Below are 13,265 nucleotides of genomic sequence, written 5' to 3' on the forward strand. Positions count from 1 at the left end.
TACGCATTGTCTTCGTGCCAGGCGGGCGGGAATCGCAGCGAAGGCGGGCGAGGGCGGGGCCGCCCGGAGAACGGGCGGCCCCGTGAGGGTGTGCGCCGGAAGGCGCCGGTGGCGCTCAGTGGTTGCGCGGGAAGCCTCAGTACGTCGCTCTGACCTGCGATCTTGTGCGCGGTATCGCGCTGACCAGCCGTTCCCCTAACGGCGGTTACCGGCCCTTGACGGCCGTTTTCTACGCGCCTGCGGACTGTTTGCGGACCGCTCGAGGACCGCCCCGCCCCTTGCTCGACACGAAGCGGCGCCGCCCGGTGCAGCCACACCGGCACGGCGCCTAGACCAGACCCCTTCCAGAGCAAGGAAGTCCGACCATGCAGAACAACGTACAGCCCATCGACCCTGGATTCGTCGCCGAGTTCCCCGCCGTCGCCGCCGCGCTCGCCAAGCTGGACGGCCGGCCGCTGCCCGAGCCCCTGCACCCGCTCGCGGCCGTTGTCGACGCGGACGCGAGCGCCTACGACCCGGACGCGGGCCGCGCTCGTGGGCTCGTCACCGTCGCCGACGCCGAGCGCATCAACGCGGCGCACGAGGATGCGGACCTGATGCGCGTTGATGCGCCGCAGGTCAGCCGGTGTGACGCGCTCGACAGCCAGTGCGGCGGCGCGTACTGCCAGGACCCGCAGGAGCGGGTGCATTACGGCCCCGAGCACGCCCTGCGCGTCTCGTTCGTCGACGAGCCGCTGCTGCCGTTCGAACTTGCCCAGTGGGACGGCGAGCAGCCGCACCTCTCGTTCTTCGCGGACGGCTCGTGGCCCGCCCTCGACGTCGCCCAGGTCGACGAGCTGCTGCTCGCCCTCGACCGCTACACGGGGGCGCTGCGGGTGGCGCGCGAGCACCTGGCCCGCGCCCTCGACGGACAGGTCGCCCGCAGGGGTGATGCGTGATGGCTGCACTGTCCCGTGCGACCCGGCGCATCGTCGTCGCGCACCTCACCGAACGCGGCATGAGCCCGGCGGAGATTGCGGCCGAGCTCGGTGTTTCCCGTGACACGGTGCGCAGGGACCTGACGGAAACGCCCCCGCCGGCGCCCGCCCCGGAACCCGTGCCTGCGCCGCCGGTTGCGGCCGGTCTGCTGCTGCCCGACGAGCCGCAGCTGCGCCGCAACCTCGAGATCCTCACCGCCGCATACAAGGCACGACCGGAGGACGCGGCCCGGTTCGCGATCCACCAGGCCGCCCGCCACGTGCGCGCCTGGCAGGCACGCCGCGCGTCCGAGGGGCGGTGACGCTCGTGAGCAACAACCGCAGCCTCATGCCCTCCAGGCGACGCGGCAAGGTCCGTGCGAGGCTCGTCGAGCGGGACGGCAACCAGTGCTTCTACTGTGGACAGTCGTTCTCTGAGCACGTGAAGCCCACGCTGGACCACTACGTCCCGCACAGCCTGTGGCGCGGGTGGCGGCAGGAGAACCTCGTGCTCGCCTGCTGGCAGTGCAACCTGGCAAAGGATGACGTGCTGCCGTGGCCGCTGGTGTGGCTGCTCCTCGCCCACCACCAGGAGGCGCCGGCGCTCGCGGCCTGACCCCGGGGAGGGAGGCGCCACGGGGGAGGCGAAACACCGCTCCAGACCCGTTTTCCGGGGTCGGGGCGGTGCCTCCCTGGCCTCCCTGAACGGCCGTTCCCGCAGGTCGCCCCCGGGGAGGCAGGGCAGGGAGGCATACAGGGAGAACTCCCCGCCTCCCCCGCGCCTCCCTGCCCGGCACATGGCACCGCCCCCGGCCGCTGTAGCGGTCCGGGGGCGGCTCGGGGCCGGGACCCCGCCATCTGGACGGGACGGCGCACCTCGCGCAGTAGCGCCTACCGCGGCCCCGCCCCATCCTGCTACCGGCGTCGGCGCGAGCCAGCAGCAGGGGGGCTTCAACGGGCCGCGGCCCCGCGCGCCGCCCGCCACGCTCGACGCCACACGCGGTACAGCTCCAGCGCCACCGCGCACACCGGCCGCTCCTCCGTCGGGGCGTCGGCGTCGGGGCGGCACACCGGGCAGCCGACGCTGTGGTCGGCCAGCTCGAGGAACGCCGTCTCCGCCGTACTCACGGCCGGTCCGCGAACGGCACCAGGCCGTGCTCCTGGCGGCACGGCCCGCACGCGTAGTGCACGTGCCCCGGACCGGACCCCTGCTCGATGACGGTGATCAGCCGCACCCCTGGGGCGTGCGCCTGGTGCCAGCTGCAGAACCCGTAGGCGGGCGGGGTGTCCCCCACAGTCGTGCGCTGCGTACTCTCTGCCATGTCGACTCCAACCAGTCGTCCGTGCCCCCGAACCCTGGCCGGTTGCGGGGCTTTCCGCTGGTCGGACGGTACCGCTACAGGCCACTACAGGGCACCCCATACGGCCACATGGGGCCACCTACGGGTGCCCGCCGCTGGGCGTCGCCCTACGTTCCGGAGCATGAGCGAGGACCCGTTCGTCTACGTCTACGTGCGCGTGGCCAACGAAGTGGAAGCCGAAATCCGCTCCGGCCGGCTTCCGCACGGCGCCCGCCTGCCGAACGAACGGGAGATGGGCGCACAGTACGGCGTCGCCCCCGGGACGGCCCGCCGTGCCGTCAAGGAGCTGCGCGACCGCGGCCTGGTCGTCACCCTGCCGAACAAGGGGACGTTCGTCGTCGCCCCGACCACATGACCACCTGCCGCCGTCCGGCATGACCACCTGGACGGCGCGCTGAACGGCCGTCCCCGCAGGCTGCTGCGGCGGCCCGGACCGGTGAGATGACCACTCGCCGGCCGGTGTCAGGTGACGTCACGGCCCGCTGTCAGGAGTGCGTGACACCGCGCCTGCCTAGGGGTTCGGGTGTCACGCGGCCCTGACGGTGTCAGGTCGTCAGGGCGAAACCGGTTTCGGGTCCAGGCGAAACCGATTTCGCCCCCGGTATCGGGGGTGACCTGCGAAGTTTCGGGTTTCGGGGGTCGCCGCAGCACCCCCTCTACCCCCTCTACAACGCAGGTCAGACCCCACTACCGCCCCCGCTACCGCCGTAGAGGGCTCCCTCTACCTCTGCCCGCCTCCGGGCCTCCCTCGCGCGGCGCCGGGCCAGCCACACAACGTGCAGGGGAACGGGGTTGTCCGGGCCGGGCGGCCACCGCTTGATGCCGTACTCCAGGGCGCGCCAGTCGAGAGACACCGGGCCCGCCGGCGGAGGAGCGGCTGCAGCTGCACGCGCGCGGCGGCGAGGAGTCGTCACTGCTCACTCTCCACGATCCGCCAACCCAGCTGAGCCATCGCCCGCGGCGTGAGCCCCAACGCCTCACCGGCGTACCGGGCCTCCTGCGCCTGCCACGCCGACGCCGACCCGTTCAGCACCGCGGCCTCATAGACGAGGAGCAGCGCGACCGTGCCGCGGGCGGTGTCGTCCCACATCGTCGCCTGGGGGGACTGCCACAGCTCCTCCCACCGCGTCCGGTCCGCGTCCGTCCAGTCCCGGCCGGGCGGCATCTCCGGCACCGGCAGGGTGCAGCCCTCGGCCGGCAGGTCGACGACGTTCGCGAGACGGCCCTGCCCACGATGGGCACGGCTGTACGGCTTCGACGGATCACGAGGTGCAGGCATAGCGCCCTCCGTTGAGGTTGATTGGTCGACCGCTCCCCCGGAGCCCTCCCCGGCGCTCCGGCCCCCCTATGGGGTCGGGTTCCATCCCCAGGGGGTACGGCTGTGGCCGCTGACGGCAACGGGAGAGAAGCGTCAGCGGCCACATGTCTGCGGGCCCAGCCCGGCGCGTCAAGCTGGGCCCGCATCGATCATCCCACGGTGTGGGGGTTCGGTGCACGGTTGTGCACCGATCTGTCAGGCCGCGTCGTCGATGTCGACGCTGTGTTCTGCGAGCCACAGGCGGGCCAGCTCTTCCTCGGTCTGGTCGAACTTCGGGGCCACCCAGTACCGGGGGGCGTCCGTGAGGCTGCGCACCCTGCCCTTCTGCTGCAGCGACACGTAGGCGAGTGTGGCGACGCGTGCGCGGTAGGCGCCCTTGGCGGCGCGGTATGCGGCCTCAGCCTGGCGCATCTCCTGCGCATCCTTGGGCAGGGCGTCGCGGAGTTCGGCTTCGACGCTGGGCAGGGCGCGGGCCCATTGCCGGTAGACCTCGGTGTCGTGCTGGCGGACGCGTTCGGCGAGGGCGTTGATGATGCCGACGGCGCGGCCGTGCTCGGCGGTGACCCGGGCGACTTCGGAGATTCCGTCGTGCGGGTCCTGTCCGCGGCGGACGGCTTCGCGGGCGCGGTCGGCGTCGCGCTGCTGGGCGCGCTCGATGTAGCCCTGCCCGATCACGTCGTCGTACTTGATGAGGGCTTCGGCGTAGTCGTCGAAAGCGGCGTCGCGGGCGGTCATGGCCTTGCGCACGTTGGCGGGGATGGTGACGCCGGCGGGGATGAGATCAGAGTCGGAGCTCGTGTAGGTGATGTGGAGTACGGACATGGCGGGGTCCCTTCGTGGTGTTCAGGCCGCGGTGCGGCTGCTGGGGGTGTGGTCGGGGCGGACGGCCCAGACGAGTTCGCATGCGTCGTCGGGGCACTGGATGAGGTCCTGGCGGTGGCCCTTGACGGTGGCGGTGCCGACGAGCCGGGTGATGCGCTCGCAGCGGCAGAGGGCGACGCGGTAAGGCATCAGGACTCCTGGGGGATGAGGCCGGGTGGTGGGGAGTCGACGGGCAGGCCGAGGGTGGCGGCGGTAAGTTCCCACCAGGGTTGGCGGTGCCGGTCGCACAGGGTGTAGACGGTGAGAGCGGGACACCCGGTGTCGAGAAGAGCGACGGCGGTGGTGGCGCGATCCCAGCACTTCGGGCAGGTGTCCTCGGTGTGCCGGCCGAGGACGGCGTCACTGTCGGGACAGTCGCACCAGGCGCAGGGAAAGAGACCGGCAGGAATCGGCGCGATGCGGAAGGCGGGTTGCCCGTGGTCGCGTGCAGCCGCGGCGGCCTGGTCGACGAGGGCGAGCGCCGCGGGGGACAGCCGCGGCTTCCGGTACGAGGCGGTCACTGGGTCTCCTCGGGCTGGTTGGTGATCTGCGGGTGGGGGAGGTACTTCGGGGATGGCGGTCGGCCGCCCCGGGCCGGGGGCTGCTCGGCGGGGAGCGCGGCGATCCACCCGCGTTCCTCGAGGACGGCCAGGGCCGCGGATACGGCGTCCCGGCCTCCGTCTTCGACCCACTTGCGGCGCACGCCCCGGTGGACGTCCCGAAGGGTGAACGGCTCGCCGGGCTTGTCGCGCGTGCGGAGCCAGTCCAGGACGTCGCGGGCGGGCACGAGGCGGGAGTCACGGTTCGCGCCCATGAGGTCCAGGCAGAGCTGGGCGTGCGTGATGAAGTACGGCGCCATGGAGACCGCGGCGGCCATGTAGTCGCCGGTCACCTCGGTCGCCGTGGGGTTGTCGTACAGGGTGAGGGCGGCGGCGATCCGGGCGAGCTTGCCCGGGAGCTTCGACGCCCACGACATGAGCGGACGCAGGTCCCCGTTCGGCGCCATGCGCGGCTCCAGGGTCTCCTCGAACCGGTACATGAACTCGTTGGCTTCGGGAGCGAACGTAATGATCCGCTGCTCCTTCGCCTGCCACAGCTGTTTCACGAGCGTCTTGATGCGCGTGCTGTAGTCGTCCGTGATGTCCGCGGGTACCGGCCGCGCGTTGCGCGGGTCCCGGCCGCCGAGCGCAGATTCCGGGTAGCTGTAAAGGGGGCGCTGGACGAACCCGTTGTGCAGCAGCTCGTCATCGTCGTCCTTCGCAAGGGTCGTCAGCATGACGGGCTGGACGAGCAGTCCAAGGCTCAGCCACGCGTGCTCGAGGTCGACGCTGCCGCGCTGCACCCGGTGCACGGGAACCGCTACACCGTCGTATGCCTGGAGGGCGAATGTGGTGTCGGGGGTGCCGGTGCCGAAGCGGCGGCCGGTGGCGTTCTTGAAGAAGACGCCTTCGGAGTCGATGACTGCGCCGCGTCCGTCGTTCTCGCCGGCCTTGATGGGCATGGCCGCCGGGGTGATGTCGCCGAAGAACAGCGACGGTAGGGCGGGCACCTCGCCAACGTCGTTGAGAACCTTCTGAGCGAGGTTCACCTCCTGCATGGCCTTCTCCAGGTCTGCGGGCTTTGCGCGGACGGCGTTCTTCTCGGCGCTGCGCACGCGTTCCTCGTAGACGCGGCGGCGGGTTTCCGCTTCCTGGATGAGCGGGGCGGCGGCGCCCCGGAGGCGGGCCTCCTCCTCGCGCAGGGGGTTGGTCAACAGTCGTTCGATCTGTGTCTTGCGTTCGCCGGGGAGGGCAACGCCCACGGTCCACAGCACGAGTTGCTCGCGCCACCCGGGCCGGATCTGGACGGCGGCCCGTCCGCCGATGGCGGTGGTGATGACGGGCAGGGCGAGGATGACGGCCAGGTCGGGGGAGACCTGCGCGGACGCGGCGAGAGCTTCGACCATGCGGGCGAGGCTGGACTCGCCGAGGGCGGCGAGGGGGAAGCGGGGGACGCGCGGCCGGTCCACGGGGAGCGGTTTTTCCGCCGCCATTTCCCGTGACAACCGTGACACAACCTCGCTCGGGTCCGGATACTGGACGGCGTCCGGCGTTGTGTCACGGTTGTCACGCACTTCGGGGGTCTCCGTTGCGGTCTTGATGGCGGCGAGGACTTCGGCCGGCACCGCACGCGCGGCCGGGGTGGCAGCGCCCCTCCCGTGGGCGGCCCGCATCAGGTCCAGGGCGGCGGCGGACATGTTCCCGCCGTGGTGAAGGTGGGCGAACAGGCCACCGGCAGACATGACTTCACCGGTGGGCAAGCCGGGGGTCTCCGACCAGATGGTGATGGTGTTCTCGCCCCGGTGGACGGCGGCGCCGGTGCCGTTGACCCCGTCGACGTAACCGGGGTAGCTCCAGTACTGGTCTGCGCTCCCGCAGTAGCCACATCCTCCCGGGCTCTGCTCGCGGTAGGTCCATCCCACGTGTTCGAGGAGCGCGGGCACGACAGGGTGGTCGCCGAGGATGCCAAGCGGCCCCCCGGATGGCGTGACAACCGTGACAGAACCCTGCTGGGTGTTCACAGAGCGGACTGCTCCCCGGGTTGTGTCACGGTTGTCACGGGATCTCGGTGCACGCGTTTTCGGCGCGAGCCGGTCCGCAAGGTGCCGCAGCTCGGTGTAGCCGTAGCGCGGGCCGTCGTCGGAGACCAGGACGCACGGCCGGGCCAGGTCTTCCTTCCGGTTGACCGTGCCCGGGATGCGCAGGACCCGCGCGAGGTCCTTGACGCCGGTTCCGTAGGCGTAACCGAGACGGCCCGCGGACTCCCCGAGGATGTTCTGCCAGTCTGCGGCCAACCGCTTCGCGTCCTCGCGGGTGATGTCCTCACCGATGATGAGCGGCCGGTCGAAACGGGCACGGACGTACAGGCCGCCTCCGGAGTTGATGACCGAGGACGGTTCGGGCAAGCCGGATTCCGTCCAGATGCGGAGTGCCTGTTCGGCGTCGGGCGGGTTGGGCACCTTGCCTTCGGCGTGGCCGACGGTGCCGAAGTCGATGTCTGACCACATGTCGATGAGCGCGTGCGCCAGTTCGGCGCCGCCGCGCCCGCCGCGCTCCGGGGGGCGGGCGAGCGTGGTCACCTGAGCGTAGACGCCCTTCACTCCGGGGACGTCGACCGCGGCGGCGTACTCTGCGGCCTGGTCCACGCAGTCGAAGCGGCGGCCGGTCCGGTCGTTGCTGGTGATGACGGAGATCAGGCCGGGGGCTTCCCCGTACTGATTCTTCATCCAGGCCCGGACCACGTCGGGATCGGCTACGGTGGTCACCGACCCGCCCGCCCGCTGGTCGCTCTGCGCCCCGGTTGCCTCCGGGGCGTTCTTCTTGCTGCTCACGCCGCGGCCTGCCCCTTCTGCTGGGAGACCCAGGCGTCCACGTCGTCCCAGTCCCAACGGAGCTGGGTGCCGACCTTGAAGGCCAGGGCGCCGATGCCGACGCCGCGGTGCCGCTGGTCGTAGATCGTGCGCGGGGGCAGACCGGTGAAGTCGACGATGTCCCGCAGTGTTGCGAGCGGCCGGCGCTCCATACTCACACTCCCTGTCTTATCCGCACGGTGTGACATCTCTGCGCACACTTCGTGTCAGTGACGACTATGCCCGACGCTTGCAACCTGTGTCCAGCGATGCTTGACTGTGCTCATGAAGCACACAGAAGGTCCGGCCTCGCCCGTGGACACGGTCAGGGAGCGCGTAAGAGAACTGCGAGGGCGCGCGCGCATGAGCGCCGCAGAACTTGCGGCCGAGCTCGAACGCGTCGGCGTCAAGTGGAACCGGTCGATCGTTGCGAACTTCGAGGGTGGCCGGCGCCCGACGCTGAGCGTCGTCGAGCTGCTGGCGCTTGCCCGGGTGCTTAACGTCTCGCCACTGAACCTGTTGGTCTCGCCCGACGCACCGCGCGACGCGGCATATCAGGTCACCCCGGAAGAGACCGTGTCCGTTGGGGACGTCCGGCGCTGGATCGCGGCGAAGGGGCCGATTCTCGGCGGCAGTCGGGAACAGTTCTTCCGCGAAAGCTGGGCGCGTTCCTTCGACATGTCGATTCCCGAGGAGCGGGAGAAGGCCGCAGCCTGGGCGCGCGCCATGGCCGAGCAGGGCTACGGCACCGTGACGGAGGGGGGCGAGCGTGGCGAGTCTGGCGAAGCGACCGAACGGTAAGTGGCGCGCCCGGTACCGGGACGACGCGGGCAAGGAACACTCCCGGCACTTCGACCGCAAGGTCGACGGGCAGCGGTGGCTCGACGAGGTGACCGCCTCGCAGCTCACCGGGACCTACGTCGACCCGCGCGCCGGCCTCACCACCTTTCGGGCCTACGCGGAGCAGTGGCGGAAGGCCAAACCGCACAAGCCCACCACGCAGGTGAAGGCCGAACAGCATCTGCGGGTGCACGCCTACCCGGCTTTCGGTGACAAGCCGATCGCACGGATCCGGCGCGGTGACGTGCAGAGCTGGGTCACCGGTCTGACGAAGAGCGGCATGAAGGCATCGACTGCGAGAACCACGTTCAACACTGTGCGTGCGGTGTTCCGGGCCGCGGTCGGCGACCGGGTCATAGCTGTGTCACCGTGCGCGGACGTCGACCTGCCGGAGGTGCCGCGCCGCAAGGTCGTGCCGCTCACTGTTGAGGAGGTGCGCGCGCTCGCCGACGCGATGCCCGACCGGTACCGGGCCCTCGTCGTCCTCGGCGCCGGTACCGGGCTGCGGCCGGGGGAACTGTTCGGGCTGCAGGTGCGGCACGTCGACTTCTTCAAGCGGCTACTGCACGTCGAGCAGCAGGTACAGCAGACCAAGGGTGGCGGGACGCGGGTGTGTGAGCCGAAGACGAAGGAGTCCGTGCGGACGGTGCCATTGCCGGACGTCGTCGTGCACGCCCTGGTGACGCACCTGAAGGCGTTCCCCGCGGACCCGGACGGCTTCCTGTTCCAGGACCCGAAGGGCGGCCCGGTGGTCTCCACGCGCCTGATGGACAGTGCATGGCGGCCGGCGCGGAAGGCGGCCGGTCTGCCAGCGGTGACCATGCATCAGTTGCGGCACACCTACGCGTCGCTTCTGATCGCGGCGGGCGAGTCGGTCAAGGTCGTCTCGGAGCGACTCGGGCACACGAACGCGGCCATGACGTTGAACGTGTACTCGCATCTGCTGCCCAACTCGGAGGACAAGACGCGGCGGGCGATCGACGACGCATTCAGCACCAAGATCACTTCAGATGCGGACTCTGTGCGGACTGATGATGCCCGCTGACCAGGAGACAGCAGGCCAGCGGGCATCGAAGGGGGGTGTTCAGGAGTTGCGCGGGAAGCCCAGGTCGACGCCGGCGGGGAGGTCGGCGGGGTCGGGCCAGCGGGTGGTGACGACCTTGCCGCGGGTGTAGAAGTGCGTGCCGTCGTTGCCGTAGATGTGGTGGTCGCCGAAGAGGGAGTCCTTCCAGCCGCCGAAGGAGTGGTAGCCCACGGGGACCGGGATCGGGACGTTGACGCCGACCATGCCGGCCTCGACCTCCAGCTGGAAGCGGCGGGCCGCGCCGCCGTCCCGGGTGAAGATCGCGGTGCCGTTGCCGAACGGCGAGGAGTTGATGAGCTCCAGGGCCTCCTCGTAGGTCTCGGTGCGCAGCACGCACAGCACCGGGCCGAAGATCTCGTCCTGGTAGGCCTTGGCCGAGGTCGGCACCTTGTCGAGCAGGGAGATGCCGATCCAGTGGCCGTTCTCGTGGCCGTCCACGGTGAAGCCGGTGCCGTCCAGGACGACCTCGCAGCCCTCGGCGGCCGCGTTCTCCACGTAGGAGGCCACCTTGTCGCGGTGGGCCTTGGTGATCAGCGGGCCCATCTCGGAGGTCGGGTCGTTGCCGGGGCCGATCTTGATCTTCTCGGCGCGCTCGCGGATCTTCTCCACCAGCTCGTCGCCGATCGAGCCGACCGCGACGACCGCGGAGATGGCCATGCAGCGCTCGCCGGCCGAGCCGTAGGCGGCGGAGACGGCGGCGTCGGCGGCCGCGTCCAGGTCGGCGTCCGGGAGCACCAGCATGTGGTTCTTGGCGCCGCCGAGGGCCTGCACGCGCTTGCCGTTGGCGGAGGCGGTGGTGTGGATGTAGCGGGCGATGGGCGTGGAGCCGACGAAGGAGACGGCCTTGACGTCGGGGTGCTCCAGGAGGCGGTCGACGGCCACCTTGTCGCCGTGGACGATGTTGAACACACCGTCGGGCAGGCCGGCCTCGGACAGCAGCTCGGCGAGGCGGACGGAGGCCGAGGGGTCCTTCTCGCTGGGCTTCAGCACGAAGGTGTTGCCGCAGGCGATGGCGATGGGGAACATCCACATCGGCACCATCGCCGGGAAGTTGAACGGGGTGATGCCGGCGACCACGCCCAGCGGCTGGCGGATGGACGCCACGTCGACGCGGTTGGCGACCTGGGTGGACAGCTCGCCCTTGAGCTGGACGTTGATGCCGCAGGCCAGGTCGACGATCTCCAGGCCGCGCGCGACCTCACCGAGGGCGTCGGAGTGCACCTTGCCGTGCTCGGCGGTGATCAGCTCGGCGATCTCGTCGCGGTGCTGGTCGAGCAGGGCGCGGAAGCGGAAGAGGATGGTGGTGCGCTGCGCGAGCGAGGTCTTGCTCCAGCTCGGGAACGCCTCCTTGGCGGCGGCTACCGCGGCATCCACCTCCTCCACGGAGGCGAAGGCGACCTTGGTGGTGACCTCCCCGGTGGCGGGGTTCGTCACCGGACCGTAGGTACCCGAGGCGCCCTCGGCGGTCTTGCCGCCGATCCAGTGGTTGACGATCTTCGTCATGACCGAGTACTCCTTCACAGATGGCGGCGTCGGGTGGAGACGTGCCGTTCGTACAGCTCACGTGCCTTGACCGCGGACGCGCGGGTCGCGGTCTCGGCCACAGGTACATCCCACCAGGCCTGCGCCGGAGGCGCGCCCGACACAGTGTCGGTCGTTTGGGTCTCCACGTAGACACATGTGGGAGTGTCGGCGGCCCGCGCCTCGGCGAGTGCCCCGCGCAGCCCGTCGACAGTCCTGGCGCGCAGCACCCGCATGCCGAGGCTGGCCGCGTTGGCGGCGAGATCGACCGGCAGCGGCGGCCCGGTGTGGCCGCCGTCGGCGGACGGGAAGCGGTAGGCGGTGCCGAACCGCTCGCCGCCGACCGACTCGGACAGGGCGCCGATGGAGGCGTAGCCGTGGTTCTGCAGGATCACGACCTTGATCGCGATCCCCTCCTGCACGGCGGTGACGATCTCGGTGGGCATCATCAGATAGGTGCCGTCGCCGACCAGCGCCCACACCTGGCGCTCGGGTGCGGCGAGCTTCACCCCGATGGCGGCGGGGATCTCGTAGCCCATGCAGGAGTAGCCGTACTCCACGTGGTACTGGTCGCGGCATCGGGCGCGCCAGAGCTTGTGCAGGTCGCCGGGGAGTGAGCCGGCGGCGTTGATGACGATGTCCCTCTCGTCCACCAGGCTGTCCAGGACGCCCAGGACCTGCGGCTGGGTGGGCCTGACGTCGGGCTCGTCGGCCTCGTAGCAGGCGTCGACGCGCTGCTCCCAGCGCTCCTTGTCCTCGGTGTACTCGGCGGCGTAGGCGGCGGCGATCCGGTACCGGTGCCTGGTGAGTGCCTCGGTCAGCTGGGTCAGGCCGCTGCGGGCGTCCGCGATCAGCGGGAGCCCGGCGAGCTTGTGGCCGTCGAAGGCGGCGATGTTGAGGTTGAGGAAGCGGACGTCCGGGTTCTGGAAGAGGGTGCCGGAGGCGGTGGTGAAGTCGGTGTAGCGGGTGCCGACGCCGATCACCAGGTCGGCGGCGCGGGCGAGTTCGCAGGCGGTGGCGGTGCCGGTGTGGCCGATGCCGCCGACGTCCTGGGGGTGGTCGTGGCGCAGGGCGCCCTTGCCGGCCTGGGTGGAGGCGACGGGGATGCCGGTGGCGGCGGCGAAGCCGGCGAGGGCCTGCTCGGCGCGGCTGTGGCGCACCCCGCCGCCGGCGATCAGCAGGGGGCGGCGGGCGGCGCGGATGGCGGCGACGGCCTGGGCGAGCTCGGCCGGGTCGGCGGCGGGGCGGCGCACGGTCCAGGTGCGCTCGGCGAAGAACTCCTCGGGCCAGTCGTAGGCCTCGGCCTGCACGTCCTGCGGCAGGGCGAGGGTGACGGCGCCGGTCTCGGCGGGGTCGGTGAGCACGCGCATCGCGTTCAGCGCGGAGGGGATCAGGGCCTCGGGGCGGGTGATCCGGTCGAAGTAGCGGGACACCGGGCGCAGGCAGTCGTTGACCGACACATCGCCGGCGTGCGGCACCTCCAGCTGCTGCAGCACCGGGTCGGCGGGGCGGGCGGCGAAGACGTCGCCGGGCAGGAGCAGCACCGGCAGGTGGTTGACGGTGGCGAGGGCGGCGCCGGTGACCAGGTTGGTCGCGCCGGGGCCTATGGAGGTGGTGACGGCGTGGGCGGACAGCCGGTTGCACTGGCGGGCGTACCCGACGGCGGCGTGGACCATGGCCTGCTCGTTGCGCCCCTGGTGATACGGCATCACCTCCGCGTGCTCCAGCAGCGCCTGGCCGATCCCGGCGACATTGCCGTGGCCGAAGATGCCCCAGGTGGCCTCGATCAGCCTGCGCCGCTCGCCGTCGCGCTCGGTGTACTGGGCGGCGAGGAAGCGGACGAGTGCCTGGGCGACCGTGAGCCGGGTGGTCGTGGTGTGCGCCGTCATCGGGTAACCCCCTGTGCTGTCGGCGTGGGCCGGACGAAAGCAGAACC

General features: G+C 71.0%; 16 protein-coding genes. 6 read left to right on the top strand and 10 right to left on the bottom strand.

The annotated features are described in order from the left end of the window. Nucleotides 1–365: 365 nt before the first annotated feature. Genes ABD198_RS20080 through ABD198_RS20090 form a run of 3 tightly spaced genes read left to right on the top strand, consistent with a single transcriptional unit; the run spans nucleotide 366 to nucleotide 1,572 of the window. On the top strand, nucleotides 366–938 hold the full coding sequence (locus ABD198_RS20080) for a hypothetical protein (RefSeq protein WP_344003651.1): 573 nt from the start codon (nucleotides 366–368) through the stop codon (nucleotides 936–938). Continuing rightward, nucleotides 938–1,279: a helix-turn-helix domain-containing protein gene (locus ABD198_RS20085; RefSeq protein ID WP_344003654.1), complete on the top strand. Its 342-nt coding sequence runs from the start codon at nucleotides 938–940 to the stop codon at nucleotides 1,277–1,279. Before ABD198_RS20080 ends, ABD198_RS20085 begins: the two co-directional genes overlap by 1 nt. 26 nt (nucleotides 1,280–1,305) lie before the next feature. Next, nucleotides 1,306–1,572 carry an HNH endonuclease gene (locus ABD198_RS20090; protein ID WP_344003657.1) on the top strand — a complete coding sequence of 89 codons (267 nt, stop codon included), beginning with the start codon at nucleotides 1,306–1,308 and terminating at the stop codon, nucleotides 1,570–1,572. Between the two features lie 335 nt (nucleotides 1,573–1,907). Here ABD198_RS20090 and ABD198_RS20095 read toward each other — a convergent pair whose 3' ends face one another. Then, a complete protein-coding gene (locus tag ABD198_RS20095) occupies nucleotides 1,908–2,084 on the bottom strand; it encodes a hypothetical protein (protein ID WP_344003659.1) in 177 nt (58 codons plus the stop codon). Continuing rightward, the gene (locus tag ABD198_RS20100; protein WP_344003661.1) at nucleotides 2,081–2,278 is read right to left on the bottom strand and encodes a hypothetical protein; all 198 of its coding nucleotides are present in this window, start codon (nucleotides 2,276–2,278) and stop codon (nucleotides 2,081–2,083) included. Before ABD198_RS20100 ends, ABD198_RS20095 begins: the two co-directional genes overlap by 4 nt. 160 nt (nucleotides 2,279–2,438) lie before the next feature. Between ABD198_RS20100 and ABD198_RS20105 the strand changes: the two genes are divergently transcribed. Then, the gene (locus ABD198_RS20105; RefSeq protein ID WP_344003664.1) at nucleotides 2,439–2,672 is read left to right on the top strand and encodes a GntR family transcriptional regulator; all 234 of its coding nucleotides are present in this window, start codon (nucleotides 2,439–2,441) and stop codon (nucleotides 2,670–2,672) included. A gap of 555 nt (nucleotides 2,673–3,227) precedes the next feature. Here ABD198_RS20105 and ABD198_RS20110 read toward each other — a convergent pair. From ABD198_RS20110 to ABD198_RS20135, 6 genes are all read right to left on the bottom strand, one after another. Then, the gene (locus ABD198_RS20110; RefSeq protein WP_344003667.1) at nucleotides 3,228–3,596 is read right to left on the bottom strand and encodes a phage terminase small subunit; all 369 of its coding nucleotides are present in this window, start codon (nucleotides 3,594–3,596) and stop codon (nucleotides 3,228–3,230) included. 234 nt (nucleotides 3,597–3,830) lie between these two features. Then, the gene (locus ABD198_RS20115) at nucleotides 3,831–4,457 is read right to left on the bottom strand and encodes a hypothetical protein (protein WP_344003670.1); all 627 of its coding nucleotides are present in this window, start codon (nucleotides 4,455–4,457) and stop codon (nucleotides 3,831–3,833) included. A gap of 21 nt (nucleotides 4,458–4,478) precedes the next feature. Beyond that, complete coding sequence (locus ABD198_RS20120) at nucleotides 4,479–4,646, bottom strand: hypothetical protein (protein ID WP_344003673.1); 168 nt, start codon at nucleotides 4,644–4,646, stop codon at nucleotides 4,479–4,481. Further along, nucleotides 4,646–5,017, bottom strand: coding sequence for a hypothetical protein (locus tag ABD198_RS20125; RefSeq protein ID WP_344003676.1), 372 nt, complete (start codon nucleotides 5,015–5,017; stop codon nucleotides 4,646–4,648). The genes ABD198_RS20120 and ABD198_RS20125 overlap by 1 nt, the downstream gene beginning before the upstream one ends. Continuing rightward, nucleotides 5,014–7,866 carry a YfjI family protein gene (locus tag ABD198_RS20130; protein ID WP_344003679.1) on the bottom strand — a complete coding sequence of 951 codons (2,853 nt, stop codon included), beginning with the start codon at nucleotides 7,864–7,866 and terminating at the stop codon, nucleotides 5,014–5,016. Before ABD198_RS20130 ends, ABD198_RS20125 begins: the two co-directional genes overlap by 4 nt. Then, nucleotides 7,863–8,057: a helix-turn-helix transcriptional regulator gene (locus ABD198_RS20135; protein WP_344003682.1), complete on the bottom strand. Its 195-nt coding sequence runs from the start codon at nucleotides 8,055–8,057 to the stop codon at nucleotides 7,863–7,865. Before ABD198_RS20135 ends, ABD198_RS20130 begins: the two co-directional genes overlap by 4 nt. Before the next feature lie 112 nt (nucleotides 8,058–8,169). Here ABD198_RS20135 and ABD198_RS20140 point away from each other — a divergent pair, with 112 nt between their 5' ends. Together ABD198_RS20140 and ABD198_RS20145 are read left to right on the top strand one after the other, a co-directional pair. Continuing rightward, entirely contained in the window at nucleotides 8,170–8,685 is a 516-nt protein-coding gene (locus tag ABD198_RS20140; protein ID WP_344003686.1) for a helix-turn-helix domain-containing protein, read from the top strand. Further along, complete coding sequence (locus tag ABD198_RS20145) at nucleotides 8,654–9,769, top strand: tyrosine-type recombinase/integrase (protein ID WP_344003689.1); 1,116 nt, start codon at nucleotides 8,654–8,656, stop codon at nucleotides 9,767–9,769. Before ABD198_RS20140 ends, ABD198_RS20145 begins: the two co-directional genes overlap by 32 nt. A gap of 39 nt (nucleotides 9,770–9,808) precedes the next feature. Here ABD198_RS20145 and mmsA read toward each other — a convergent pair whose 3' ends face one another. Together mmsA and iolD are read right to left on the bottom strand one after the other, a co-directional pair. Next, the gene (gene mmsA / locus ABD198_RS20150) at nucleotides 9,809–11,311 is read right to left on the bottom strand and encodes a CoA-acylating methylmalonate-semialdehyde dehydrogenase (protein WP_344003692.1); all 1,503 of its coding nucleotides are present in this window, start codon (nucleotides 11,309–11,311) and stop codon (nucleotides 9,809–9,811) included. 14 nt (nucleotides 11,312–11,325) lie between these two features. Next, nucleotides 11,326–13,218: a 3D-(3,5/4)-trihydroxycyclohexane-1,2-dione acylhydrolase (decyclizing) gene (gene iolD / locus ABD198_RS20155; RefSeq protein ID WP_344003695.1), complete on the bottom strand. Its 1,893-nt coding sequence runs from the start codon at nucleotides 13,216–13,218 to the stop codon at nucleotides 11,326–11,328. Between the last annotated feature and the right edge of the window lie 47 nt (nucleotides 13,219–13,265).

This window comes from Streptomyces thermocarboxydovorans, assembly GCF_039524635.1.
Classification (GTDB): domain Bacteria; phylum Actinomycetota; class Actinomycetes; order Streptomycetales; family Streptomycetaceae; genus Streptomyces; species Streptomyces thermocarboxydovorans.